At 37.0% G+C, this 22,880-nt stretch carries 21 protein-coding genes; 8 read left to right on the top strand and 13 right to left on the bottom strand.

Going from position 1 to position 22,880, the window contains the following annotated elements:
* Both VXS03_RS14345 and VXS03_RS14340 read right to left on the bottom strand, forming a co-directional pair.
* Positions 1-1,908: a DUF294 nucleotidyltransferase-like domain-containing protein gene (locus VXS03_RS14345; protein WP_327764462.1), complete on the bottom strand. Its 1,908-nt coding sequence runs from the start codon at positions 1,906-1,908 to the stop codon at positions 1-3.
* 120 nt (positions 1,909-2,028) lie between these two features.
* Complete coding sequence (locus tag VXS03_RS14340) at positions 2,029-3,657, bottom strand: sodium/sugar symporter (RefSeq protein WP_327764461.1); 1,629 nt, start codon at positions 3,655-3,657, stop codon at positions 2,029-2,031.
* A gap of 641 nt (positions 3,658-4,298) precedes the next feature.
* Here VXS03_RS14340 and VXS03_RS14335 point away from each other — a divergent pair.
* From VXS03_RS14335 to VXS03_RS14320, 4 genes are all read left to right on the top strand, one after another.
* Positions 4,299-4,742, top strand: a complete 444-nt coding sequence (locus VXS03_RS14335; RefSeq protein WP_327764460.1) for an Hsp20 family protein — start codon at positions 4,299-4,301, stop codon at positions 4,740-4,742.
* Positions 4,743-5,000: 258 nt separating this feature from the next.
* On the top strand, positions 5,001-6,905 hold the full coding sequence (gene dnaK, locus VXS03_RS14330) for a molecular chaperone DnaK (protein WP_327764459.1): 1,905 nt from the start codon (positions 5,001-5,003) through the stop codon (positions 6,903-6,905).
* A gap of 266 nt (positions 6,906-7,171) precedes the next feature.
* A complete protein-coding gene (locus VXS03_RS14325) occupies positions 7,172-8,083 on the top strand; it encodes a DnaJ C-terminal domain-containing protein (protein WP_107276274.1) in 912 nt (303 codons plus the stop codon).
* A 109-nt stretch (positions 8,084-8,192) separates the two neighbouring features.
* The gene (locus tag VXS03_RS14320) at positions 8,193-8,645 is read left to right on the top strand and encodes a hypothetical protein (protein ID WP_327764458.1); all 453 of its coding nucleotides are present in this window, start codon (positions 8,193-8,195) and stop codon (positions 8,643-8,645) included.
* A gap of 83 nt (positions 8,646-8,728) precedes the next feature.
* On the opposite strand, the gene hflX is transcribed toward VXS03_RS14320, so the two are convergent.
* Together hflX and VXS03_RS14310 are read right to left on the bottom strand one after the other, a co-directional pair.
* The gene (hflX, locus tag VXS03_RS14315) at positions 8,729-10,072 is read right to left on the bottom strand and encodes a GTPase HflX (protein WP_327764457.1); all 1,344 of its coding nucleotides are present in this window, start codon (positions 10,070-10,072) and stop codon (positions 8,729-8,731) included.
* Between the two features lie 114 nt (positions 10,073-10,186).
* Positions 10,187-10,954: a TatD family hydrolase gene (locus VXS03_RS14310; protein ID WP_327764456.1), complete on the bottom strand. Its 768-nt coding sequence runs from the start codon at positions 10,952-10,954 to the stop codon at positions 10,187-10,189.
* 483 nt (positions 10,955-11,437) lie between these two features.
* Between VXS03_RS14310 and VXS03_RS14305 the strand changes: the two genes are divergently transcribed.
* Positions 11,438-12,589 carry a hypothetical protein gene (locus VXS03_RS14305; RefSeq protein ID WP_327764455.1) on the top strand — a complete coding sequence of 384 codons (1,152 nt, stop codon included), beginning with the start codon at positions 11,438-11,440 and terminating at the stop codon, positions 12,587-12,589.
* A 77-nt stretch (positions 12,590-12,666) separates the two neighbouring features.
* On the opposite strand, the gene VXS03_RS14300 is transcribed toward VXS03_RS14305, so the two are convergent.
* The 5 genes from VXS03_RS14300 to VXS03_RS14280 form a co-directional block, all read right to left on the bottom strand.
* Positions 12,667-13,356, bottom strand: a complete 690-nt coding sequence (locus VXS03_RS14300) for an SH3 domain-containing protein (protein WP_327764454.1) — start codon at positions 13,354-13,356, stop codon at positions 12,667-12,669.
* Positions 13,357-13,579: 223 nt separating this feature from the next.
* Positions 13,580-13,825: a hypothetical protein gene (locus VXS03_RS14295; protein ID WP_327764453.1), complete on the bottom strand. Its 246-nt coding sequence runs from the start codon at positions 13,823-13,825 to the stop codon at positions 13,580-13,582.
* A gap of 120 nt (positions 13,826-13,945) precedes the next feature.
* Positions 13,946-14,878 carry a LysR substrate-binding domain-containing protein gene (locus VXS03_RS14290; RefSeq protein ID WP_327764452.1) on the bottom strand — a complete coding sequence of 311 codons (933 nt, stop codon included), beginning with the start codon at positions 14,876-14,878 and terminating at the stop codon, positions 13,946-13,948.
* A gap of 40 nt (positions 14,879-14,918) precedes the next feature.
* On the bottom strand, positions 14,919-15,578 hold the full coding sequence (locus VXS03_RS14285; protein ID WP_327764451.1) for a DNA-methyltransferase: 660 nt from the start codon (positions 15,576-15,578) through the stop codon (positions 14,919-14,921).
* A 129-nt stretch (positions 15,579-15,707) separates the two neighbouring features.
* On the bottom strand, positions 15,708-16,409 hold the full coding sequence (locus VXS03_RS14280) for a DNA alkylation repair protein (protein ID WP_327764450.1): 702 nt from the start codon (positions 16,407-16,409) through the stop codon (positions 15,708-15,710).
* A 298-nt stretch (positions 16,410-16,707) separates the two neighbouring features.
* On the opposite strand from VXS03_RS14280, the gene VXS03_RS14275 reads away from it, so the two are divergent.
* The 3 genes from VXS03_RS14275 to VXS03_RS14265 are packed head-to-tail and all read left to right on the top strand — an operon-like array spanning position 16,708 to position 19,666.
* Positions 16,708-17,859 (top strand): ABC transporter substrate-binding protein, encoded by a 1,152-nt coding sequence (locus tag VXS03_RS14275; RefSeq protein WP_327764448.1) that lies wholly within the window; start codon positions 16,708-16,710, stop codon positions 17,857-17,859.
* The gene (locus VXS03_RS14270) at positions 17,859-18,905 is read left to right on the top strand and encodes a FecCD family ABC transporter permease (RefSeq protein WP_327764447.1); all 1,047 of its coding nucleotides are present in this window, start codon (positions 17,859-17,861) and stop codon (positions 18,903-18,905) included. The genes VXS03_RS14275 and VXS03_RS14270 overlap by 1 nt, the downstream gene beginning before the upstream one ends.
* Positions 18,905-19,666: an ABC transporter ATP-binding protein gene (locus VXS03_RS14265; RefSeq protein ID WP_327764446.1), complete on the top strand. Its 762-nt coding sequence runs from the start codon at positions 18,905-18,907 to the stop codon at positions 19,664-19,666. The genes VXS03_RS14270 and VXS03_RS14265 overlap by 1 nt, the downstream gene beginning before the upstream one ends.
* Positions 19,667-19,729: 63 nt before the next feature.
* Here the strand turns inward: VXS03_RS14265 and VXS03_RS14260 are convergent, their stop codons facing one another.
* From VXS03_RS14260 to aphA, 4 genes are all read right to left on the bottom strand, one after another.
* Positions 19,730-20,617 (bottom strand): aspartoacylase, encoded by an 888-nt coding sequence (locus VXS03_RS14260; RefSeq protein ID WP_327764445.1) that lies wholly within the window; start codon positions 20,615-20,617, stop codon positions 19,730-19,732.
* Positions 20,618-20,713: 96 nt separating this feature from the next.
* Positions 20,714-21,157, bottom strand: coding sequence for a hypothetical protein (locus VXS03_RS14255; RefSeq protein WP_327764443.1), 444 nt, complete (start codon positions 21,155-21,157; stop codon positions 20,714-20,716).
* A 182-nt stretch (positions 21,158-21,339) separates the two neighbouring features.
* The gene (gene arfB, locus VXS03_RS14250; RefSeq protein ID WP_327764441.1) at positions 21,340-21,753 is read right to left on the bottom strand and encodes an alternative ribosome rescue aminoacyl-tRNA hydrolase ArfB; all 414 of its coding nucleotides are present in this window, start codon (positions 21,751-21,753) and stop codon (positions 21,340-21,342) included.
* 191 nt (positions 21,754-21,944) lie between these two features.
* Positions 21,945-22,664 carry an acid phosphatase AphA gene (gene aphA / locus VXS03_RS14245; protein ID WP_327764440.1) on the bottom strand — a complete coding sequence of 240 codons (720 nt, stop codon included), beginning with the start codon at positions 22,662-22,664 and terminating at the stop codon, positions 21,945-21,947.
* Positions 22,665-22,880: the final 216 nt, after the last annotated feature.

Below are 22,880 nucleotides of genomic sequence, written 5' to 3'. Positions count from 1 at the left end.
TTAGCAAAACTTCATTTTGATGACTTCTTGATAGCTGGTAATCAACTTAAACGTTTCTCGCAAGTGTGTACGTTCAAAGCTATTAAATGCATTGGGATTAATATGGTTATTAGGTATTTTGCCTTGCAGTAATGCTTGCAATTGATGACTATAACGAATCTGACTAATGAATTGAAATGCGGCTAATAAATCCTTGAACGTCGCCTTATTTATTACATTATGTTCACGCAATGACTGTAGCCGTTCTTCAGTATTAGTCTTAAATACAACACTTTCTTCTGCACTGTATAATTGGGATAACAACTGTAGATATTGCACACGCACTAGATTAACAATAATACTTAGTGCAGCATCTTTAATATCAAGTGTATTAGCATTTTCGCCTTCTTTTACTAATACCCAATTTCTAAAAATACTCAGCGGGGTTTTCTGTACTAGTGCATTACGAGCCAAGGCTGATATTAAACGCGCATTACGAACCAGCTGTTTACACATACATGCCTGTAGCTCATCGACTAACTGTTGCTTACCTGTGATATAGCGCATATCAAGAAAGACACTCATTTCTAGTAATAAATCATATTCAGGGTTTATTGCCCATTTTTGATAATGCGCTTTCCATACCGCGAGAGGTTGACACCATTTATGCGTCACAGCCATGAAGCGACCACTACAAAGTTCATACCCACATAGTGCCATTCCCTTACTGACGTACATAGCTAAGTGATGGAAATAAGCTTTATCCGCATCAGTTGCATCATCAGCTAAAATCAATGCATTATCTTGATCAGAAAGCATATGGACTTCATTACGAGCATGAGAACCAGCGACTACCCAACAGTATTCACAAGGTGCGGGTCCTAAATATGCTTCAGCCATCATCACTAACCGACGATTATAAGCATCCATAATCATTGCCATGACTTGACCAATAACACTGACAGTCACTTTTGCTTCAACCAGAGCTTCAAAAATAGCTTGTCGTTCGATAGTAAGCTTTGCTAGTTGATCAAGACGTTCAATTTTATTAATTTTATCGATTAAAAAGATCGCTTGAATGCGGTGATTTTGAACTAAATCAGAGGGAGTAATTAATCCAATAGGAACACCATTATCCAACACAGGAATGTTTTTTATACCGTGTTCCATCATCAGCGATGCCGCCGTAATGACCAAATCGTCGCGTTTAACACTGTAAGGCGTCTGCGTCATAACAGTCGTAATGTTCTCGCTAATAGAGAGACCTTCAGCAACAACACGCTTTGTCATATCTTTATCTGTAATCAAGCCAATAAATTCGTTATTCTGCATAATAAAAGCACAAGATGAATTACTGCTAATATGCATCGCTTTAGCAACAGTTTGAATGGTTTGAGTGCTTTCAACCAAAACGATATGGGGATTAAGCACCTCCATAATAGGTTTAAAAAACAGCCCTTTCTCATGTTGTGACCACACTACATTTAACCCACTACGCAGACGACTCTGTGCATGTGAAGCAAAGTGCGCTAAAGCATTCGGCTGATCATTTAGTTTGGCTAATAATACATTAATAGACAAACAATAAATTAGCGCATCTTCAATAACAGTAATAGTATAAGGATCACTCGCAGTATTGGTCTCTTGCTGAGTTAATCGAGAAAAACCAAAAAAATCTTCCGCTGCCAATTTTGCCCGTAACGTACCATCAAGATTGCGTTGTTCAACAGCACCTGTTCGCAATAAATACAGTTGATCACTTTCTTGTAAATCAATCACCTCTCCTTTACCAAAATAACGAATGGTGATCATTCCCGCGACATCTCGCAATGTTTTAGGCGTTAGCTTATCAAACGGATCAACCGCTCCCATAAACTCAACTATATTAGGAATCAAGGTTTCAGACATATCAATAATTACTCGTGCCATTTAACTGTTATTTTGTAATCGTTACCATCAATAGCAAAATAACAGTCATACTAATTGCCATTTTGAAAAGATAGCGAACCTAATGATTCGCTATCTTTATTTATCATGACGCTAATGTTATTACCAGAACACAGAATAAAGCACAGCAAGAATAATTAAAATGGCATATGCACCAAGATTAAACATCTTATCAGTTTTAAACATGTCAGGATCTAAATCGATTGCTTTATCGTCTAATACTGATGTTGCGCTACCCAAGCTTACCAGTACTATCACCGCCATGGTAAATAATAAGGTATACATCATTTGATCAAGAAACGGCATATTCAATGGCATAAACTTCAAGAATAAAGCAAATGGAATCGATAATAACACCCCAACAATTGCTCCTTTACTGTTCGTTTTATGCCAAAATAAACCTAATAAGAAAACCGCTAAAATACCAGGACTCACTAAACCAGTGTATTCCTGAATATACTGGAACGCTTGTCCGATGCCACCTAACATTGGGGCAACAATACATGCAATAACCAAGGCAACAATTGCACTGCCACGGCCAACATTCACTAACTGGCTATCACTTGAATTAGGTGAAATATATTCCTTATAAATATCCATGGTAAAAATGGTTGCCGTTGAATTCAGCATTGACGCAAGTGACGATACTATCGCAGCAGCAAGCGCGGCAAAAACCATGCCTTTTAGACCAATGGGTAAAAATTGTGTTAACCATGGATAAGCTTTATCTGCATGTGCAAAGCTAGGAATATTAGTTTGACCAATATCACCTAAACCTGCCAGTAAAGCACTGTCATGAGTAATAACGTAAGCTGCAATACCAGGAATAACAACCAAGAAAGGCACAATCAATTTCAAAAACGCCGCAAAAACAATACCTTTTTGAGCCTCACCAATTGACTTAGCCGCCAAAGTACGCTGAATAATATATTGATTAAATCCCCAGTAATAAAGGTTAGCGACCCATAAGCCACCAATTAATACCGCGATTCCAGGTAAATTCATGTATTGTGGATTATCTTGATCAAGAATCATTGTAAAGTGTTCAGGTGCTGCTGCAGCCATACGAGATAAACCACCAAATAATCCATCAGCACCGCCGATATACAACACCGCCATTACTGTTGTAATTAAACCACCCACAATAAGGAAGAAAACTTGAATAACATCTGTCCAGACTACAGCAGATAAACCACCATAAATTGAGTAAACCAATGCAAAAAGGGCCAATCCTAAAATAGAGTAAATCAGAGGGATACCAAGAATAGTTTGTAGTGCTAAACCACCCAAATATAATACAGAGGTTAAGTTAACAAACACATAAAGTGCAATCCAGAACACCGCTAAAATCGTCTTCAAATTTTTATTAAAGCGCTGCTCAACAAATTCAGGAATTGTGTAAATACCTTTATTAATAAAGACGGGTAAAAAATACTTACCGACAATAATTAAGGTTAATGCCGCCATCCATTCATAGGAAGCAATAGCTAAGCCAATCGAGTAGCCAGAGCCCGACATTCCGATAAATTGTTCAGCTGAAATATTTGCGGCAATCAGTGATGAACCCACCGCCCACCATGGCAAAGATTTACCTGCTAAAAAATAATCTTCGGTGGTTTTTGTATGCCCTTTTTTATTACGGGAAACAAATAACCCTACTCCAATAATAATTAATACATATATTACAAAGACTGCAATATCTATGCTCGATAACCCTAAATAAGACGACATGATGTAACTCCATGATAAATACTGCAACCAATTGTAAACGTTATCACAGTTTAAATGATGCGAACGGTCACAGTTTTTGTCACGACTATTTATTGATAATAGATAGTGTGTCGTAGTTCTCAGTCATCACTAAAAAGCCATATTTTCTCTATTTATTGATTCACAATGTGATAAACGAAACAGAAACCTAATACGATTTCATCTACATGAATTATTGTCTAATTGAGCCTTGAAAATGTTTTTTCTGCCCTTATGTATATAAAAAGAAGAGCTAAAATACGGCTGAATGACATTCGATTATCAATCGATATCTTATAGTAATAAAACAGAGTGCAATTTTTTGTGTTAATAACATTTTAAAATCAGCAAGTTAGTAAAAACCGCAACAAAACATTAGAAAAACTAATTAAAAGGTGTTGACGAAAACCCTTCGGAAGCATATATTAATTACACGAACTGCCAAATGGAGTTCAAACCGCTACTAAGATTCGCCTTATTAGGGAATGCCTTATTAGCACTTATATATCGAATCAAGATCCTATAACGGCTTGATTCACTTAGTTTGCTGTTAAGTCGCCTTGTCGATAACGACACACTTAACAAACAACTAAGACTATTGCTTATTATTGAGGATAGTTTTTATGCGTAATGTAGATTTCACTCCCCTATACCGCCATGCTATTGGTTTTGATCGCTTGTTTAACCTTGTTGAAGCAAGCAACTCTAAAACTCAAGCTGCGGGATACCCTCCGTACAATATCGAACAAACGGATGAGAACAACTACCGTATTACTATGGCAGTTGCTGGTTTCTCTGAAGAACGTTTAGATCTTACTCAAAACGAGAATATGCTTGTTGTGACTGGTACTCGTGCACCAGAAGAAGACAAGAACTTTATTTACCAGGGTATTGCTGAACGTAACTTTGAACGTAAATTCCAACTTGCTGATTATGTAAGTGTTGTTGGTGCTAATCTTGAAAATGGTCTGCTACATATTGATCTTTTCCGTGAAGTACCAGAAGCAATGCAACCACGTAAAATTGCAATTGGTCAATCAGCATCAGTAGCACCAACTGCCGAGTAAACTTCGCCAGTTGTAAGTGCTCCTCTCGTAATAATAACGTTGAGCTATTGGCTTTATTCGCCATGCATTATTAATGCGGGTCGCTAATAGCTCCGTAAATATTCACCCTATTATGGGTAACTTAAAAATTTAGCTGGATTGATTATTGTTATTCCCAAGGATCACATGAACCATTTTCATGGACTTTAACGGCATACTTATAACTCGCCGTTTGAATAAGAAAAACTAATCAATATAGCGCACAAAGGAATTATAAATATGAGTAAGATTATCGGTATTGACTTAGGTACAACTAACTCTTGTGTTGCTGTTTTAGATGGCGATACTGCACGTGTTATTGAAAATGCAGAAGGCGAACGTACCACAGCATCAATTATTGCCTACACTGATGGTGAAACTTTAGTAGGACAACCAGCAAAACGTCAGGCAGTAACTAACCCTGAAAATACGTTGTTCGCTATTAAACGTTTAATCGGTCGTCGTTTTGAAGATGACGAGATCCAACGTGATCTTGATATCATGCCTTACAAAATTGTAAAAGCCGATAATGGCGATGCATGGGTTGAAGCGAAAGGCCAAAAGATGGCGGCACCACAAGTTTCTGCTGAAATTTTGAAAAAAATGAAAAAGACAGCAGAGGAATACTTAGGTGAAAAAGTAACAGGGGCTGTTATTACCGTTCCGGCTTACTTTAACGATGCTCAACGTCAAGCAACAAAAGATGCAGGCCGTATTGCCGGTCTGGATGTAAAGCGTATTATCAATGAACCAACAGCGGCAGCATTAGCGTATGGTCTTGATAAAAAAGCCGGTGACAGTGTTATTGCTGTTTACGACTTAGGTGGTGGTACGTTTGATATTTCTATTATTGAAATTGATAACGTTGATGGCGAGCAAACCTTTGAAGTACTAGCAACCAATGGTGATACTCACCTTGGTGGTGAAGACTTTGATACCCGCTTAATTAACTACTTAGTAAGTGAATTTAAGAAAGACCAAGGTATCGATCTTAAAAATGATCCACTAGCAATGCAACGTGTAAAAGAAGCAGCAGAAAAAGCGAAGATTGAATTATCATCAGCACAACAAACAGATGTTAATCTACCTTACGTCACAGCTGACGCAACAGGTCCTAAACACTTGAATGTTAAGATCACACGTGCAAAATTGGAATCACTGGTTGAAGACCTAGTACAAGGTACACTAGAGCCTGTAAAATCAGCATTAAAAGATGCAAACTTAAATATAAGTGACATTACTGATGTGATTTTAGTGGGTGGTCAAACACGAATGCCATTGGTACAAAAAGTTGTTACTGACTTCTTTGGCAAAGAGCCACGTAAAGATGTTAACCCAGATGAAGCTGTTGCGATGGGCGCAGCCATTCAAGCTGGTGTGTTAGCAGGCGATGTTAAAGATGTGCTATTGCTTGATGTAACACCACTATCCTTTGGTATTGAAACCATGGGTGGTGTGATGACAACCTTGATCGATAAGAACACCACAATTCCGACAAAAGCGAATCAAGTGTTCTCGACTGCTGAAGATAATCAAAATGCAGTAACGATCCACGTCCTTCAAGGCGAGCGTAAACAAGCGGTACATAATAAATCATTAGGTCAGTTTAACCTTGAAGGTATTCAAGCTGCACCACGCGGCATGCCACAAATTGATGTAACATTTGATTTAGATGCGGATGGTATTTTAAACGTATCAGCCACAGACAAAGCAACAGGTAAAGCACAAAAGATCACGATTCAAGCATCTGGTGGTTTAACCGACACTGAAATTGAAAAGATGGTACAAGAAGCAGAAGCAAACAAAGACGCAGACAAACAGTTTGAAGAATTAGTGACTGCACGTAACCAAGCGGATCAATTGATTCACAGCACACGTAAGCAGATGACGGAAGCGGGAGATAGCTTCCCTGAAGCAGAAAAAAACAATATTGAAGCAGCTATCACAGCACTTGAAGCGGTGAAATCTAGCGATGATAAAGCAGCGATAGATACACAAACTCAAGCATTAATGACAGCAGCACAAAAAATAATGGAACATGCTCAGGCTCAAACCCAAGCAAATGCTCAAGGACAATCTGACGCTAACCAACAAAAAGCGAAAGATGATGACGTTGTAGATGCTGAGTTTGAAGAAATGAAGTAAATGTTAATGTTGTGACATCGATAAGTTGCTAAATCAATAATCGACAGCACATAGCAAAAACTTCACAAAAACTATGGGCGCAGAGATCTTTATCTCTCGCCCTTTTCGACGATTACAATAAAGAGAATCCTATTAGGCTAACTATCTGTGCCTTTTTAGATCATTAACTGTTTAAGTATGATGCTGTTTTTCGTTATCATATGTGTTAACTGCATGATTTAGAATGTTCCAGATAGTTGTCCCGATAGGGATAAGAGGTGTTACCAATGTCAAAGCGCGATTTTTATGAAGTTCTTGGTGTCGCCAAAACTGCATCTGAAAAAGAAATTAAGAAAGCTTATAAAAAGTTAGCAATGAAGTTCCACCCAGATAAAAACCCTGATGATCCAACAGCTGCTGATAAATTTAAAGAAGTAAAAGCCGCTTATGAGATTCTAATGGATAAAGAAAAACGTACTGCTTACGATCAATTTGGTCATAATGCGTTTGAAAATCCAGGGATGGGCGGTGGTCAACGTGGTGGCCATCAAGGCTTTGGTCAACAAGGTGGTTACAGCGACTTTGAAGACATGTTTGGCGGTGCTTTCGGTGATATGTTCTCCAATGCACGTGGTGGTCGAGGCGGCTTCGGTGGTCGTCATTCAACTCGCCCGCAAAAAGGTGAAGATCTTCAATACACCATGGAAATCGATCTTGAAGATGCGATTAGTGGTGCATCACGTGTTATCGATCTTCCTGTATTTGAAGGCAGTGTTCAAACCAATAAAAAACTGAACATCAAAATCCCAGCGGGTATCGAAGAAGGTGGTCGCATTCGATTAAGCGGTAAAGGTCATCCAGGTATTAACGGTGGCCCTCAGGGTGATGTTTATATTCAGATGAATATTCGCCCTCACCCACGCTACACTCGCGAAGGTAATAACCTACTTTGTAAAGCAACCACTGATTTTGTTACCGCAGCCTTAGGCGGTAAAGTGGAAGTCAATACATTAGGTGGTGCAATCAGTTTGAAAATACCTGAAGGTACGCAAACTGGTCGTAAATTCCGTCTAAAAGGTAAAGGTGTTACCGATCGTAAAGGCAACACAGGTGATTTAATCGTTCAACTTATCATTGAAACACCACTCAACCTTAGTGATCGTCAAAAAGAATTACTGAATGAGTTTGCAGCAGCTTAACCTAAATTAGGTGACGCTCTGTCTATAATAAAGCCAATATCAACGAATATATTTATTCCTTGCTATTGGCTTTTTTGCATTCAATTTAGATTAAAAGTAGGAAGACTCTATGCTGAAAAAAATCATTACTACTGGCTTATTAGTGATTACGGGCATCAGCTTTACCACTTCTTGTGTATTTGCCGCTAACATCACCGACATTAATAACGCGGTGGAGAATAGTCGTCATTTACTTGAAGGCGAAACATTTACGCTTGATCAACCTTGCCGATTCTTTAATGATTACAGCTATAAACTTTACCATTGCCAAACGATGATTGCCCCGCTGGCACTGGTCAATGACAAAACATTAGCGGCAACGAAAGAAACAGATAACCTATTACACCGTCAAATTTCATTTGTACGCAAAGAAGGTGGATTTGCGATATTTAGATTACTGCCAGTTTCACCACAATCTGAAGTAGAAGAAAGTAACGACAATAGCAGCAATACTCCACCAGCTGCGGCAAAAAAACAGTTATCTATTTTAGGTTTTAAGAGTAGCCATAAAGAACAAAAATGAGTGAATAATCGCTCTTTTAAAATACGCAGCCTATTATTTGCTGCGTATTTATGGTGATCTAAAATATGGAATCAGAAGAGTGTTTAATCTTTATTTTGCATTTGTTTTTTAAGGCGTGCTAAGTTGATTGGGTTTGAGCGAACAGTAAAAGTAATATGCTCATACTCATACTCTTCTTTGGTCACACTCATGCTTGAGCGAATTTCACCAATAATTCCGTTGGCAGTGTATGGCACGATGATTTCATCTTCAATCATCTCATTCTGTGCAATATTAACGATATATTGATGTAATTTAGTTATATCAGCGGGATTACGGGTTGATGTCATCACAGCATCAGGGAACTCAACCATCAATGCCTGTTGTTGTTCCTCACTCAATTGGTCTGATTTATTTAACACCAATTGCTTCGGAATATCATCCACACCTACTTCGTGTAGCACTTCATGTACAACATCAAGCTGTGAACGGAAAGAAGGATCTGATGCATCAACCACATATAACAATAATGAAGCATCATGCGCTTCTGCCAATGTTGAATGAAATGACGCGACTAAATCATGTGGAAGCTTTTTAATAAAACCAACCGTGTCAGAGACTAAAATACGTGGTTGAGTTATCGGTTGTAATGCACGCACAGTAGTATCAAGGGTGGCAAACAATTTGTTTTCAACTAGTACTTCACTGCCTGTTAGTGCACGCATCATTGATGACTTACCAGCATTGGTATAACCCACTAATGCGACACAGAACAATTCTGAACGTTGAGCACGACGACCTTTAAGCTCATCTTGAACACTCGCGAGCTCACGTCGTAGTTCTGCTAATTGGTCACGAATTTTACGACGATCAAGTTCAAGTGTGGTTTCACCTGCCCCCTTACCCATTTGACGTTCTTTATTACCACTGGTTGATTCACGTAAACGCGGCGCTAAATAGTTAAGGCGTGCAATTTCAACTTGTAGTCGTGCAGTACGAGTACGCGCATGACGACTAAAGATTTCAATAATAATACCGGTACGATCAAATACCTCGACACCCAGTTGATTTTCAACATTGCGCAATTGTGATGGACTTAAATCACAATCAAATACCACCACATCAGCACTACCAAAAGGTAAATCTTCAGACGGTAGTTCGCTAAAAAGCATCTCATCGACAATGTCATCATCATCGTCAAAATCATCCACAAAACCTTGGTTACCTGTAAGATGTGCTATTTCGGCCATCTTGCCAGAACCCAATACATTCATACGTTGAGTTGAACTGAGTTTTTGTGATTGAGTTCCAACGACTTTAAAACCAAGCGTAGTAACAAGACGAGCTAATTCAGCCAGTGATGCTTTGGCTTCATCACCTTTAAACTGCGGTGTTTGGATTAAAATAAGTAAAGCACGATTTTGTGAGGCTTTTGCTGTTAATTGCATAATTTTCTATACGTGCACATACGTACACCCTATTTTTATATTTGTTTCATCCTACGCTGTTATCAATCAGCTTTATATAAAAATAGACTGTCGTTTAGGTTATCACTTAACCATCTACACCTTTTTTCCCTCTTTTCGAAGATAACGCTGAGTATTAGCGGTTAATATTGCTGTTAATTGTGCTATCGACATTTGGTGATGCTTAGCCAAAGCCGCGATCACAGCAACCACCATACTCGGTTCACCAACCTCTCCGTTATATTTACATGGCGCATCAGATTCAACTAACATCATCGATAGCGGTATATTCTGCACAAATTGCCAATAATGATCATCGACAAAAATCCACGGACTCACTGAAATAAAATGTCCTTGTTGCTGTAACAGGGCTAATTGTATCGTAGTACCTTCGTACCAATGAAATAAAGCCCCTATTACACTGTATTGTTGTAATATAGGTAATGCTAACTCGATATCATCTTCCACCACATGTAAATTAACAGGCAGGTCATAGTCCGCTGCTATAGCAACAAACCGAGCCATTAGTTGTGCACCTTGCTGTTTTATATGTAGCTTTTCGGTTGCTGTTTTATCATCAAGATAAAAGAACGGTATACCAATCTCACCAATACCACTCAACAAAGTATGATGCTGATGGATCAACGCAATCACCGCTTCTATCATTGTTTTATCAGTAGTAACTTCAGGGTGTATACCTAAAAACAATTCAATCGAATTAGGATATTGTTGCTTTAATTTCAATAGTTGCTGAGCGCTATTAAGCGTCATTGATACCGCGCCTATTTTATTACCCGCAGCAATAAAAGAAGCTATATTTTCAGGTGCAACCGATTCTAAATGGCAATGAATATCTGTGATCATAATAATTAATAATATCCTAGCGTTATTCAAAAAAATGAAAGTTTTAGTCATTATAGATTACTAAAATTATTCTAATAACCATTAATATGCAAGATAACTCTTTGAATAGTGATTTTTCTTTAAACCTGCAGCGTTAATATCAAAATTAGCCCTCTTACTTTAAGGATTGTATTCATATTGCTAAAATTTAGGCTTTTAATATAAATCCCTTTAATTATATTATTTTTAACCAAAAAATTTATTTACTATAAATAGACAGTCAAATAATCAATAATCCATTATTCCCTCATAAATATTCATATAGATTATTATTCTAAATCATCTAATAACTAAAAATAGTCATGTTGTTAATATAAAGAAAGATAATGAGAGTAAAATAAAACTCTTACGTCAATATATTGACATATAATAGTTATCAGTATCGATGCTCATTAAATGACTATCACACTTTATTTTTAACAGCCTATAAGAATGTATATAATAATGAAGAAAAAAAACAAACAAATACTTATAAACCTCATAAATATTAGCTTAGCAAGCTTTTCACTTCATGCATTAAGTGCAGAAAATAGTAATTACTATCAAGACCATAATAGCCATTTTATTGGCTATACATCAGATGTTGATGCCTTTCCATATATGGATGATAATGGTAGCTATGCCAATATTAATCGAGATAATTGGGAAGGATTTATTAATGATAAAGGAGAAATCGTTCCAATAATAGGTGATGTCACGGCCATTACTAACACATTTTATTATAAAACACCTGATTGTAGTGGCACTCAATATGTGAAATTATCCCCTTCGCGAAGATATAATGAAGGTGTAAAAGGTTATATATTTGAACAATCGCCAAAGACAGAAAAGATACGCCAATATACAATAGAACGCGATCTATTTGATTTGGATTGTATGAACGATCTTTTTGGTGATGAGGCCGTATCTCAATCAGTAATTAATGCTGATGGAAATTTGATCTGTACCGAATCAGAGCAACAAGTATTACGTACAGAGTGGGATAAAGCCATTAATGCAACAGCAGAAGAACGCAACAAGTACGGTGAACAAATTAGTGCGACATTAGATAGAATTACGGATCTCGTAAGAGATCAACCTTTAGTCCTTGCAAAGGTTAATGGTGAAGGTATAGATATAACCCATCGTTACCCTTGGATGGGATTTAAAATTGACGAAAAGCATAATGTAACAGCTTATATAAAAGGTGCTGATTTTAGTCAACCGATCGAGCTCGTTAATGTTGAACATTTACCACAACCACTACAAACCGTATATCCTCGAACTTCACATGAAGTGACCGTCCATATTAGATATAATAATGATCTGAGTTATGTAAATGTTTCTCAAGGTCTCGATATAACGGAAGGCCAAATAACAGTAAATAAACCATCAAAAGGTATATACGATATTAGCTTTCCCGAAGCTTTTGTTCCTAAACAAAGTAATATTAATGTATTGCAATTATTATGCTCTATAAATAGTGGTGCTGATATTTACGCAGCAAACACAACTATTGGCTATCATAAACTTGACCATAAAAATATTATTCGCGTAACAACAAGTTTAAAAGGAAAGCCATTTGATAGTGATTTTTCTTTAAATATTCAGCATTAAAGAAAAAAAAGCCGCTTATTTTTCCCTATTACCTAGGAAGAAATAAGAAGCTTTTTATTACCATTAATTCGATACTATTATTTAGCTGGTGCTACTGAGGGTGTCGTATCTGATGTTACAACAGCAGCTTTAGTTACCGCCTGTGTATTTAATTTTGGTTCCGTGGGTGCGGTAATTCCTGCTTGCTGAAATTGCTGCTGCATAGCTAACATTTGCTGTTGTTGCTGATGCATTAACTTCGCCATATTCGCTTGCATTGTATTAAAATCACTTGGACTGCCCATTGTATTCCAAGAATTTGCAAAAGCTTGATTCATTTCAAGTTGCTGTTTCTGCATCGCATCAAAAAAGTGTTTATCTACTTTTTGATTATGGTTATTACCCTGAAATTGCACAATTTCATAATGGAATGGACCTTGTGGGGTTTGTAATACACCTTTAGTTATACTCTTCTCACCATCTTTGGTTTTAATTGTATTGGTGGTTTGATCAGGTAAAACCTTTGTATTAGCTTTTGCTATCATTTGACGATCAACACTTTGAATCCAACCTGTATTACCATTGGTTGTATCGCCTACTTTTTCCCAACCTTTATTTTGATAAATGGTAATTAACGGCACATCTGATTTAATTTTTTCAACCACAGGAGAAGTAATGCTTGGGTTTTCATACACTTTAATGGTTTGAATACTACTATCAGCCCATGCAGCAGTACTTAGACAAGTAACAGCTACAATACCTGTAATTGCCATCGCTAAACGTTTCATATCAACCTCTCATGCATATTTACTTAATTTAAAAATAGATTAAAAACGGTGACTATAAATAAGCAAATTTTTCTATTATATTAAGCTCTGAAAATGAATTTAAAATGAATAACACCACCTTTATATTGTTAATAATCATACAGAAATGAAATATAACTAATTAAAAATAGAATTATTTATAAAAATAAATTTCTGCCGTTAATAATAACGACAGAATTGACGATCAATCTTGCTTAATAATAATTTCACGAGGATAATGCTTTTCTTGCTCATTAATCTCATATTCAGATGTACCTTGGCCTAAATCACCAATTGGTGCTTCGGTAGCAACATCAATACTCACGCCAAATTCATGCTCACGCGCTTTAAATGCATCAAAGATCTTTTTTTCTGCAACAGTTAATCGTGTAAGATCTTTTCCTTCAAGAGTAAGCACTTGATCTAATAGTTTTTTATCTTCAGGTGACATAATAACCAGCCTTTCTTATATAAGTATTACATTATATTTATATACGATACGCCATTAAGGTTAATATACTAGTAACTTATATTGTATGAACTTGAGCAATTAATTTTCATTTGTGATCCTTTATTTTTGCAAGCTCGTGTTAACGCCATTAGTAATAAGTTTACGCAACCATTGGTGGCTAGGATCTAAATCAAAATGTTTATTCCATAATAATAAATAACCACCAGGCTCTAATTCAATCGGAATAGGACGAATAACTAAATCAGTATTTTCAATCATTGCAAGTGCAGGGCCTGAGGGATAACACATAAATAAATCACTCTGCTCACATAACTTCGCTGCAGCATAAAAATCCGTCATATTAACGGCATTATCAAGTTGCTTATTCTCAAGCGCTAATATTTCATCAAGCAACCATCGCTTTAACCCGCCAATACTGACTTGTAAATGGCGGTATCTTAAAAATGCATCTAAATTCCAAGGCTTAGTCAAAGCTGGATGCCCTTTACGCATTAAACATACAGGATAGTCACGGGCTAGTTCAATATAATTCAACGAGGAAGGTACATTACGATAATGGCTAGCTGAACGCTCATCCCACTCAAAAATACCAATTCCAAAATCAATTTCACAACGCAGTAAACGCTGTAAGCTATCATCATTCCATGTTTGACTGGTTAAACTAATATCCGGTGCTTGCTGAAGCATCTGCGGCATAAAGCGAGGATAAGTTAATGAGTATGCCGTTTCGACTAGATCAATATGAAATTGACGCTGACTAAGTGCAGGATCAAACAGTTCAGCACGTGTTAACTGGTTAATTTGTTGTAAAATATCTGATACAGAATCAGACAGAGATAACGCTTTAGGTGTTGGACGTAAACCATAAGGTGTCCGCTCAAATAAAGGATCGGCAAATGTTTGACGTAATTTAGCAAGCTGCTTACTTACTGCTGATTGACTAAGGTGGAGTCGTGCTGCTGTCGCCGTAACACTTTTTTCCTCCAACAATACATTCAATATTCGCAATAAATTGATGTCAAAGTTTTTCATTTACAACTCCCTTATCATCATTCTAAATCAGACACATATATCACAGTGTTAACACGCGACTACGCAGATGTTGATGTGCTGAATCGGAAATATCATTACCCCACGCTTGGCGCTGTAATTGTTGTGCAGCAACCAAAGTCGAACCAGAGCCAAAAAAAGGATCTGCAACGATATCGCCAACAGTTGAACTCTGCTCAATTAATGTTGTTATCAATGGCACTGGCTTTTCTGTAGGATAACCACGATAAACGCGCTTACATTCAAGTACATCAGGAATAGATAAGTTCGCTAATTTACGCTTACCTTTTTCAAAGAAAAGAATAAATTCATAACGAGCTCGATAATGATATCCCATTCCTATTGCGACTTTATCCCACACGATTGGTTTCCAAAACTTAAACCCAACTTGCTCCGCAATGGGTTTGATATAAAACATGGTTTCTTGATCACAAAAAAGATAGAAATGGCTGTTAGGCTTTAAAACACGATAGGCTTGTTCTAATAGCATTTGAAATCGTTGATTAGGGAAGATATCAAACCACTGGTTACTTGAAGACTTGCTATTTTTTAGCCGCGTGGTTGTACCAATTTTACGATGCTTTTCTAACGACTCATACGGAGGATCAGTGATCAAAAGATCGATACTATTATCGGCTAATGAAGACAGCCACTCGACGGCATCTTGTTGATATAATTGCATTGAAAAACCCACACTAAACATTAAAAAACCATAACGCCTACTCATTAATGAATAGGCATTACTTACGCTAAGTGTTGTAGCAAAAAAAGATCAATATAGATAGCAACAAGCATCTAAACACCGGTAATTTTACTCAACTGTATTATTTACCATCATTGTGAGTTTTCTTGCTTCACGTTGGCAAAGTGGCGTTAAACGGGCCATATTATTTGTTATAAAATTATCAACGAAAGCCGCATCAACATCTCGATAAGTATTTAGTACTTGTCCCATCGCTTGTTGTACTAACTGTGATTTATCCGCTGCTAGAAATAAAATCGTCTCACAAAGAAGCGTAATATTTGTCTGTTGTTTATGGTGTAGGTGCGCTAATACTGACGCCCTTTTTAACCAAACACTGTCAGATTCACGCCATTGAATAAGATAACGTTCTAAATCTGGCTCTTGAAGTATCACCTTACCAATAAGGTTCGTCACAAGACGATCTAATGTATCAACATTGTCCGCCGTTTCTAACATTTCAAGATATACATCAAAAGAAGCGAGTGTTTGATATTCAGGGTAATACTCACCAGCATCTAATGCCAAATAGCGTTCTTCTCGATAAACTCCCGACCATAACCACAATAATAAGCGATGGTAGTTTTCAATATTATCAATACTGGTATGCGCAATCGCTAATTGAAATATTTTATGCCGTTTTTCAGGACTAACACCATAAAAGAGTTGTTGACTATTAAGATCATACTGCATTTTTTTTGCAACAAGTGTACTGCCTTCAGCCACTAAATGTTGCTGCATAAAGATAACCATTGGTATAACTAATGACATAGCCGTTCCTCTTTGTTATCTCTCATTACTGCTGAACATTAAGGCATGTAATGGTTAATAACTTTATTATAATCAATATTGTTATGTTTTTTGATTGATAAAAACAAGTATTCCGACTTTTTCATATTGCGACCTAAATCTCAAATCATTTATGCTATTTTCATGCAATTTACACCACTAATATTCAAATGGGAATGATACTCGTTTATATTTGCATTGTAAGTTTGCATTTATCACAGTTCAAAATAATAACCATTCTCATTAGTATTCACAAAAATCATTCTTTATGGGTATCATTGTGAAAACTAAGCTTAAATTCCTTACACTTTGTGCTGCTACTCTTTGGTCACTAAACTCTTTTGCAGCCACTTATCCCATTACCGTAACCGATGTGGCAGGACGTACTATTACATTTGACCACCAACCACAAAATATAGCCCTCTCAACTAGTCGTATTTTTCCTTTACTTGAAATTATTTATCAACAAAATGCAGCTAAGCACCTTGTTGCTGCTCGCGATGATATGCAGTTCTCTGCACCAAGTATGTATGCCAATTACATCAAACACTACCCTTCACTCAAGCATGTTCCTAAAATTGGGCTTATAAAATCAGGGGAATTTGATGCGGAACGATTCATTAATTTAAAACCAAAACCTGATTTATTTATCGTTGATCTCTCCAATATTAAATTGGCACAAGATAACGGTTTATTAAAAAAATTAGCCGATGCTGAAATTAAAGTTATCGCGGTTGATTTTCGTGAAAACCCAGTCGAAAATACAATTAAATCAGTTGAGAGTGTTGCCAAAGCTGTTGGCCGAGAAAAGCAAGGACAAGCCTTTGCCCATTACTATCAGGATCATGTTGACTATTTGAAGCAAACGCTTGCTCAATACCCTAATCTTACTCCCAAACGTGTCTTTATTGAACGTGCAGCAGGTTACAGTGACTCATGTTGTCGCACATTTGCAGGTGGTAATATGGGGGCTTATATTCCATATTTAAAAGCGATTAATATTGCAGATAAACCTTTAAAAGGTGCAGTGACCGGTCAAATGTCACCAGAAACAGTGATCACAGCTCGCCCAGATGTTTATATTATGCAAACCACTGGTTGGATTAACGATAAAGGCCAGCCAACGCATGGTATTCCATTAGGTTATACACCTAACCCTGCTGCGATAAAAACAGCCACATCAGCATTAATGGGGCGCAATTGGTTACAGGCTGTCAGTGCTTATCAAACCAAAAATATCTATTCGATTTACATGCCTTTTTACAACTCACCGTATAACTTAGTCGCGATGGAATATTTTGCTAAGTGGATCCATCCCAATGTCTTTAAAAATTTAAATCCCGAGAAAACCTTTGAAGAAATGAATAAGCAGTTTGGTCATCGAACTATCAGTGGTGATTTTGGCCAAAATAACTTTAAGGCTATGCAATAATGACCTCAATTCGACTTGAGTTAAAGACACACAACATTCGTAATCGTAACAAGAAAATGGCCTTAGCTATTTTCTTGGTACTGAGTATTCTTTGTGTTATTGCCGATATTTTCATTGGCTCACAAGGACTGACTTTTACTCAAGTGATCCACGCTCTCATTCACCCTCAAACGAGTGATATTGCCAGTAAAATTATTGTCTGGGATATTCGCATGCCAATGGCACTGATGGCACCATTAGTTGGTGGTGCTTTAGCTTTAGCTGGTGCGCAAATGCAAACAACATTAAACAATCCTCTCGCCGATCCTTATACATTTGGTGTTTCAGCTGCGGCAGGATTTGGCGCATCATTAGTGATCACCAATGTTGTTGCCATACCCTTTATTCCTGCACAATATCAAATCGCATTAATGGCATTTCTAATGTGCTTATTAACAACCTTTTTAATTGCGGCGATTTCATCAGTAAAACGAATTTCAATTGAAGGAGTAATGCTATTTGGTATTGCAGTCATGTTTGCGTATGACAGTTTACTTACTATGATGCAATATGTTGCCAGTGAGACACAGCTACAAACATTGGTATTTTGGCAAATGGGATCACTTGATCGCGGTAGTTGGGCTAAAATCACGGTGTTGGCGATTGTATTGCCAATTGTATTATTGATCATGATGAAAGATGCATGGCAATTATCAACCCTCAAAATTGGCCATGAGCGCGCTCAAGCGATGGGAGTCAATGTTAAGCGCTTACGGATTAAAACCTTATTATTGGTATCCGTCATTACATCTTTAGCAGTTTCATTCGTCGGGGCTGTTGGCTTTGTCGGGCTGGTTGCTCCTCATATTGCACGTATGGTCTTAGGTGAAGATCAGCGTTACTTCTTACCAGCTTCATTCCTTGTTGGTGCAGTACTGCTTGAGCTTGCCTCTATTGCAAGTAAGAGCATTATGCCTGGTATTATTTTACCGTTAACCGTTGTGATGTCGATCATCGGTATTCCTTTCTTTATCTATCTGATCATTAAAAAAGGTGGACGTTTTTAATGGCACTTACAATTAATGATATTTCAGTCGCATTTGACAATAAAACAATCTTAGATAACTTATCACTGCCAGCCATTGCGTTGGGCGAAATGGTGGCGATTATTGGTAAAAATGGTGCTGGTAAATCAACTTTACTGCGACATATTACGCAGAATCTACGTCAACATTCACATCAAATTTTATTGCATAGTAAGCCATTAACCTTAGAAAGTATTGGCTACTTACCTCAAGATCATCGTATTTCAGCCACCATTACAGTAGTTGAATTATTGATCACGACCTTAAATATGGGATCACACTCTTTATTTGCTAAAGCGAACAGTACCGAAAAAAGCTTACAACTATTAAAGCAAATGGGAATTTTACACTTAGCCAATAAAGTTTGTACTGAATTATCTGGCGGTGAAAGCCAAATGGTAGGACTTGCACAGGCTGTTATTAACCAACCTCAAGTACTGATACTTGATGAGCCAACTTCTGCTCTTGATATGCATAACCAAATGAAGCTTCTTGATTTTGTGAGAAAATATAGTCAAGAAAGCCAAGCCTGTGTATTAATGGTTATTCATGATCTTAATTTAGCCATTCAATATTCAACCAAAGTTGCCGCCTTACACCAAGGTAAACTCTTTGCTTATGGCGATCCAATAACCACAATTACACCACCTTTAATTTGGTCGGTATTTGATGTTGATTCACACGTTGCTATTATCGATGATCGGCCAATTGTCATAGCAAAATCAACCCATCGACCACATTAGATCAACATTAAATAAACACACTATATTAATTACGCCTCAGCAGCCTGAGGCGTAACAATGTATCTACCCGTTGGTTGCCATCACAATTTTTTTAGCCAAAGACATCGCTAAATTATTATCATAATAAGCGGCTTCATTAATAAAATGAGGATATGCTTCATAATCACCTTGCCAATACACTTGTGTGCCATCAAACAAAGTAAAGATCGGATCACCATTACGTAGTGGTTTAAAATCATTATCTTGTACAGATCGGTGTACCATGCCAATGCGCTGTCCTTGCTCATCCACTGGTAATGACAGAGTTTCATGGTAACGGAATGCTTCATAACTTGGAATTAATGGAATAATCTCGTTGGTATTATGCAAATGAACAAAATCAAGAATATGTGTTGTCATTTCATTCATCCAATCAAGGATATCTTGTCGAATCACCGATTGTGGCTGCGGTCCGACTTCAACAATCACACCTTGTGATGCGATGGTACTAAGGAAATGATTTTGTTCAACTGGAGTATGATCTTCAAATACCACGACAGCATCGGGCATCTGCATTTTAATATAGGCTCCCATCTGACGATTAAAGCTATCCGATTGCAGTAAAATTAAAGATGGTCCCATATTACTGGTGGTATTATGTAGATCGATAATAAAATCAACACGTGCATTACCTTTTGGACCGAGCTGTTGATTGATTGCTTTAGCGCGGCTCTGTTCATAGCTTGCCAGATTATTATTGGCTAAATCAGCTAAAGTAAACTGACGGTTTAAATCATGGTCAACATAACGTTTATTATCATCATGTGCTTTAGGGTTCGCAAATACAGTTTCAACGCTAAAACTATCGCGTTCTAATACGGTTGATTGTTGCCATTTGCGTAACAAGTAAATGCCACTAAATTCATTGCCGTGTGTACCACCAACAATCGCTACCTTTTTTATTTTACTCATCCTTGTGTCCTAATATATTCACTGATAAACCTCAGTGTACTGACTTTAATTTCTTTTGGAAGTCTATTTATTAGACAAAAAAGTGATTATATATCACTAAATTGGGCGAGTTTGAGCCAATTTTAAATAGGAATGAAGTTGACCATTTTTATATTCGATAGCCGAATGAATATTAACATAGCGATTAGCATATACAGCACAACGATAGCAATTATCCCCCTTGATAATTTCAATCTCGATAACACCATCGACTAATTGCCACTGCCCTTGAGTATGCAGCCGATTAAATAGCGTATATTCATCTAAAGTTCCATCAGCATGTAAACGCAGTTCAGTGATATACCCTGCACTGCAAGTTTTAATCCAATACTGTTGATAGATTTCTTCAGGTTGAAAATTACGCTTCGTCTCTAACCAGAGATTCATCACGGGCTGTTGCTCAGCCCCTAATACGGGTAATTGATCGATCTCAAGTAAGCGTACGCGTTCAGTTTCACGATAAAATAATTGTAACAGTTGCAACGTCTTTTTTTCAAACATCCTTGTTCACCAAATAAGCAGCGCATGTGTTGATCAGTAATCTATTCATTTACTGACCTAGAATAATATTTTATTTTAATCGATAGCGACAATGGCGCCTAAAAGCTCGTATGATAATGCAGTCAATATCACATTAAATTTGCCACAAAACAAACACTCATCACCTCATGTCTTTTTTGTTATTACATTTGCACTTTACCACGTAATTGCTTGGTCTTACCCCGTTGATTTTTCTTGTCCATTCTTCGCACCTGAGAACCTTTAGTTGGTTTTGTAGCGCGACGAGCTTTTTGCACCGTCATTACACTCTGAATCAACTGTGTTAAGCGTGATAAAGCTTCTTCTCTATTCATTTCTTGAGTGCGGTGTTGTTGGCTCTTTAAAACAATCACGCCATCTTTAGTAATACGGCTGTCTGAGAGTTTTAGTAACCGTTCTTTGTAAAACTCAGGTAAAGATGACCGCTTGATATCAAACCGCAAATGAATAGCACTCGATACTTTATTAACGTTCTGCCCACCAGCACCTTGAGCGCGAATTGCCGTTAATTCAATCTCCCAATCACCTAAACTGACAGCATTAGAAATCACTAGCATCAATATTTACCTCTTTTTAACGCTGCTATTATACTAGCCAATACTACCACACTCATTACGCGAATAAGTATCAACCAACATCACCAACGAATAAGAGTTATTTGGTAAATATAAAAAAGCCTGATCTATTACAATAGATCAGGCTTTTATTAAGATAATAAAACGCAAATATGATGCTTATTAAGCCGTAATTAATATTGTGAATTAACTACAACTTCCTCACCATAGATGCCATTCTTAGCAATCGGACGGTTAGTTGAGTTAGCTGGACGCATAACACGAATACCCACAGCACCCGCATCACGAGCTGCGGTAATATCACCATCAGAATCACCATAATATACTTTAATATTTTCAGCTTTTATGTACGGTGTTTTAGTATTTGTCGTTTTACTAGAACCTGCAAAAATAACTTTATTCATATGCTTAATACCAAACACGTCTTTTAAATATTGCGTGGTAATTTCACATTTTGATGGATCGCGACCAGTAATAAAGTAAATATCATCACCACGCTTTTGGTGCATAGCTATTAATTCTTTACCTATTTGTTTGGGAATACTGAATTTCTCCCATTCACAATTCATTTTATCCCAGAATTTCTGATCTTTTAAATAGCTAAAATTGTTTGGAGAAAAGACTTGTTTGCCACGATAAAAACCTGGAGAGCTAAATAATACAGTATCATCAACATCAAAACCTACCGCCATTGGTGGTTTGCCTTTTAATTGCTGAGCAATTTGATCCACAGTTACCCAATGAACACTTTTAGGCTGTCCCATTTGTGTTAATTGAATAGTGCTGTATCCTGTTTCAGTCGCAGGCACTTTTGGCTCTGCCATTACAGAACTAGAAACAAGACTCAAAGCAAGCAAAGAAGAAATAGTAATCGCAGTAAATGTCTTTTTCATTTTAGAATCAATAATCAAAAAATTGAATTGATAATCTAACGATTCATATTTATATATAAAGTGATAGTTATCACATTAAACCGTTATTTTATCTGGAATATAAGATTCATAAAAAATAAACGCAAAAAATAACACGTAATTGATTTGGTGAAATTTAACCAAACATATTAATATTTACTACTTTTCATTGCTAATAATTGACATTTTATTGAAATA

This window comes from Photobacterium sp. S4TG1 (assembly GCF_036040035.1).
In the GTDB taxonomy this organism is placed as follows: Bacteria; Pseudomonadota; Gammaproteobacteria; order Enterobacterales; family Vibrionaceae; genus Photobacterium.
Note: the sequence above shows the minus strand (reverse complement) of the source record. Positions and strands in the feature narration are given on the sequence as shown.

Bases quoted from the DNA above. Each gene is read 5' to 3' on its own strand.
- VXS03_RS14285 (WP_327764451.1), bottom strand. From the start codon at position 15,578: ATGCAATTATATCAACAAGATGCCGTCGAGTGGCTGTCTTCATTAGCC.
- VXS03_RS14255 (WP_327764443.1), bottom strand. From the start codon at position 21,157: ATGTTTGAAAAAAAGACGTTGCAACTGTTACAATTATTTTATCGTGAA.
- VXS03_RS14280 (WP_327764450.1), bottom strand. From the start codon at position 16,409: ATGTCATTAGTTATACCAATGGTTATCTTTATGCAGCAACATTTAGTG.
- VXS03_RS14270 (WP_327764447.1), top strand. From the start codon at position 17,859: ATGACCTCAATTCGACTTGAGTTAAAGACACACAACATTCGTAATCGT.
- VXS03_RS14325 (WP_107276274.1), top strand. From the start codon at position 7,172: ATGTCAAAGCGCGATTTTTATGAAGTTCTTGGTGTCGCCAAAACTGCA.
- arfB (WP_327764441.1), bottom strand. From the start codon at position 21,753: ATGCTAGTGATTTCTAATGCTGTCAGTTTAGGTGATTGGGAGATTGAA.
- VXS03_RS14260 (WP_327764445.1), bottom strand. From the start codon at position 20,617: ATGAGTAAAATAAAAAAGGTAGCGATTGTTGGTGGTACACACGGCAAT.
- VXS03_RS14300 (WP_327764454.1), bottom strand. From the start codon at position 13,356: ATGAAACGTTTAGCGATGGCAATTACAGGTATTGTAGCTGTTACTTGT.
- VXS03_RS14335 (WP_327764460.1), top strand. From the start codon at position 4,299: ATGCGTAATGTAGATTTCACTCCCCTATACCGCCATGCTATTGGTTTT.
- aphA (WP_327764440.1), bottom strand. From the start codon at position 22,664: ATGAAAAAGACATTTACTGCGATTACTATTTCTTCTTTGCTTGCTTTG.
- VXS03_RS14295 (WP_327764453.1), bottom strand. From the start codon at position 13,825: ATGTCACCTGAAGATAAAAAACTATTAGATCAAGTGCTTACTCTTGAA.
- VXS03_RS14290 (WP_327764452.1), bottom strand. From the start codon at position 14,878: ATGAAAAACTTTGACATCAATTTATTGCGAATATTGAATGTATTGTTG.
- VXS03_RS14305 (WP_327764455.1), top strand. From the start codon at position 11,438: ATGAAGAAAAAAAACAAACAAATACTTATAAACCTCATAAATATTAGC.
- VXS03_RS14310 (WP_327764456.1), bottom strand. From the start codon at position 10,954: ATGATCACAGATATTCATTGCCATTTAGAATCGGTTGCACCTGAAAAT.
- VXS03_RS14340 (WP_327764461.1), bottom strand. From the start codon at position 3,657: ATGTCGTCTTATTTAGGGTTATCGAGCATAGATATTGCAGTCTTTGTA.
- hflX (WP_327764457.1), bottom strand. From the start codon at position 10,072: ATGCAATTAACAGCAAAAGCCTCACAAAATCGTGCTTTACTTATTTTA.
- dnaK (WP_327764459.1), top strand. From the start codon at position 5,001: ATGAGTAAGATTATCGGTATTGACTTAGGTACAACTAACTCTTGTGTT.
- VXS03_RS14320 (WP_327764458.1), top strand. From the start codon at position 8,193: ATGCTGAAAAAAATCATTACTACTGGCTTATTAGTGATTACGGGCATC.
- VXS03_RS14265 (WP_327764446.1), top strand. From the start codon at position 18,905: ATGGCACTTACAATTAATGATATTTCAGTCGCATTTGACAATAAAACA.
- VXS03_RS14345 (WP_327764462.1), bottom strand. From the start codon at position 1,908: ATGGCACGAGTAATTATTGATATGTCTGAAACCTTGATTCCTAATATA.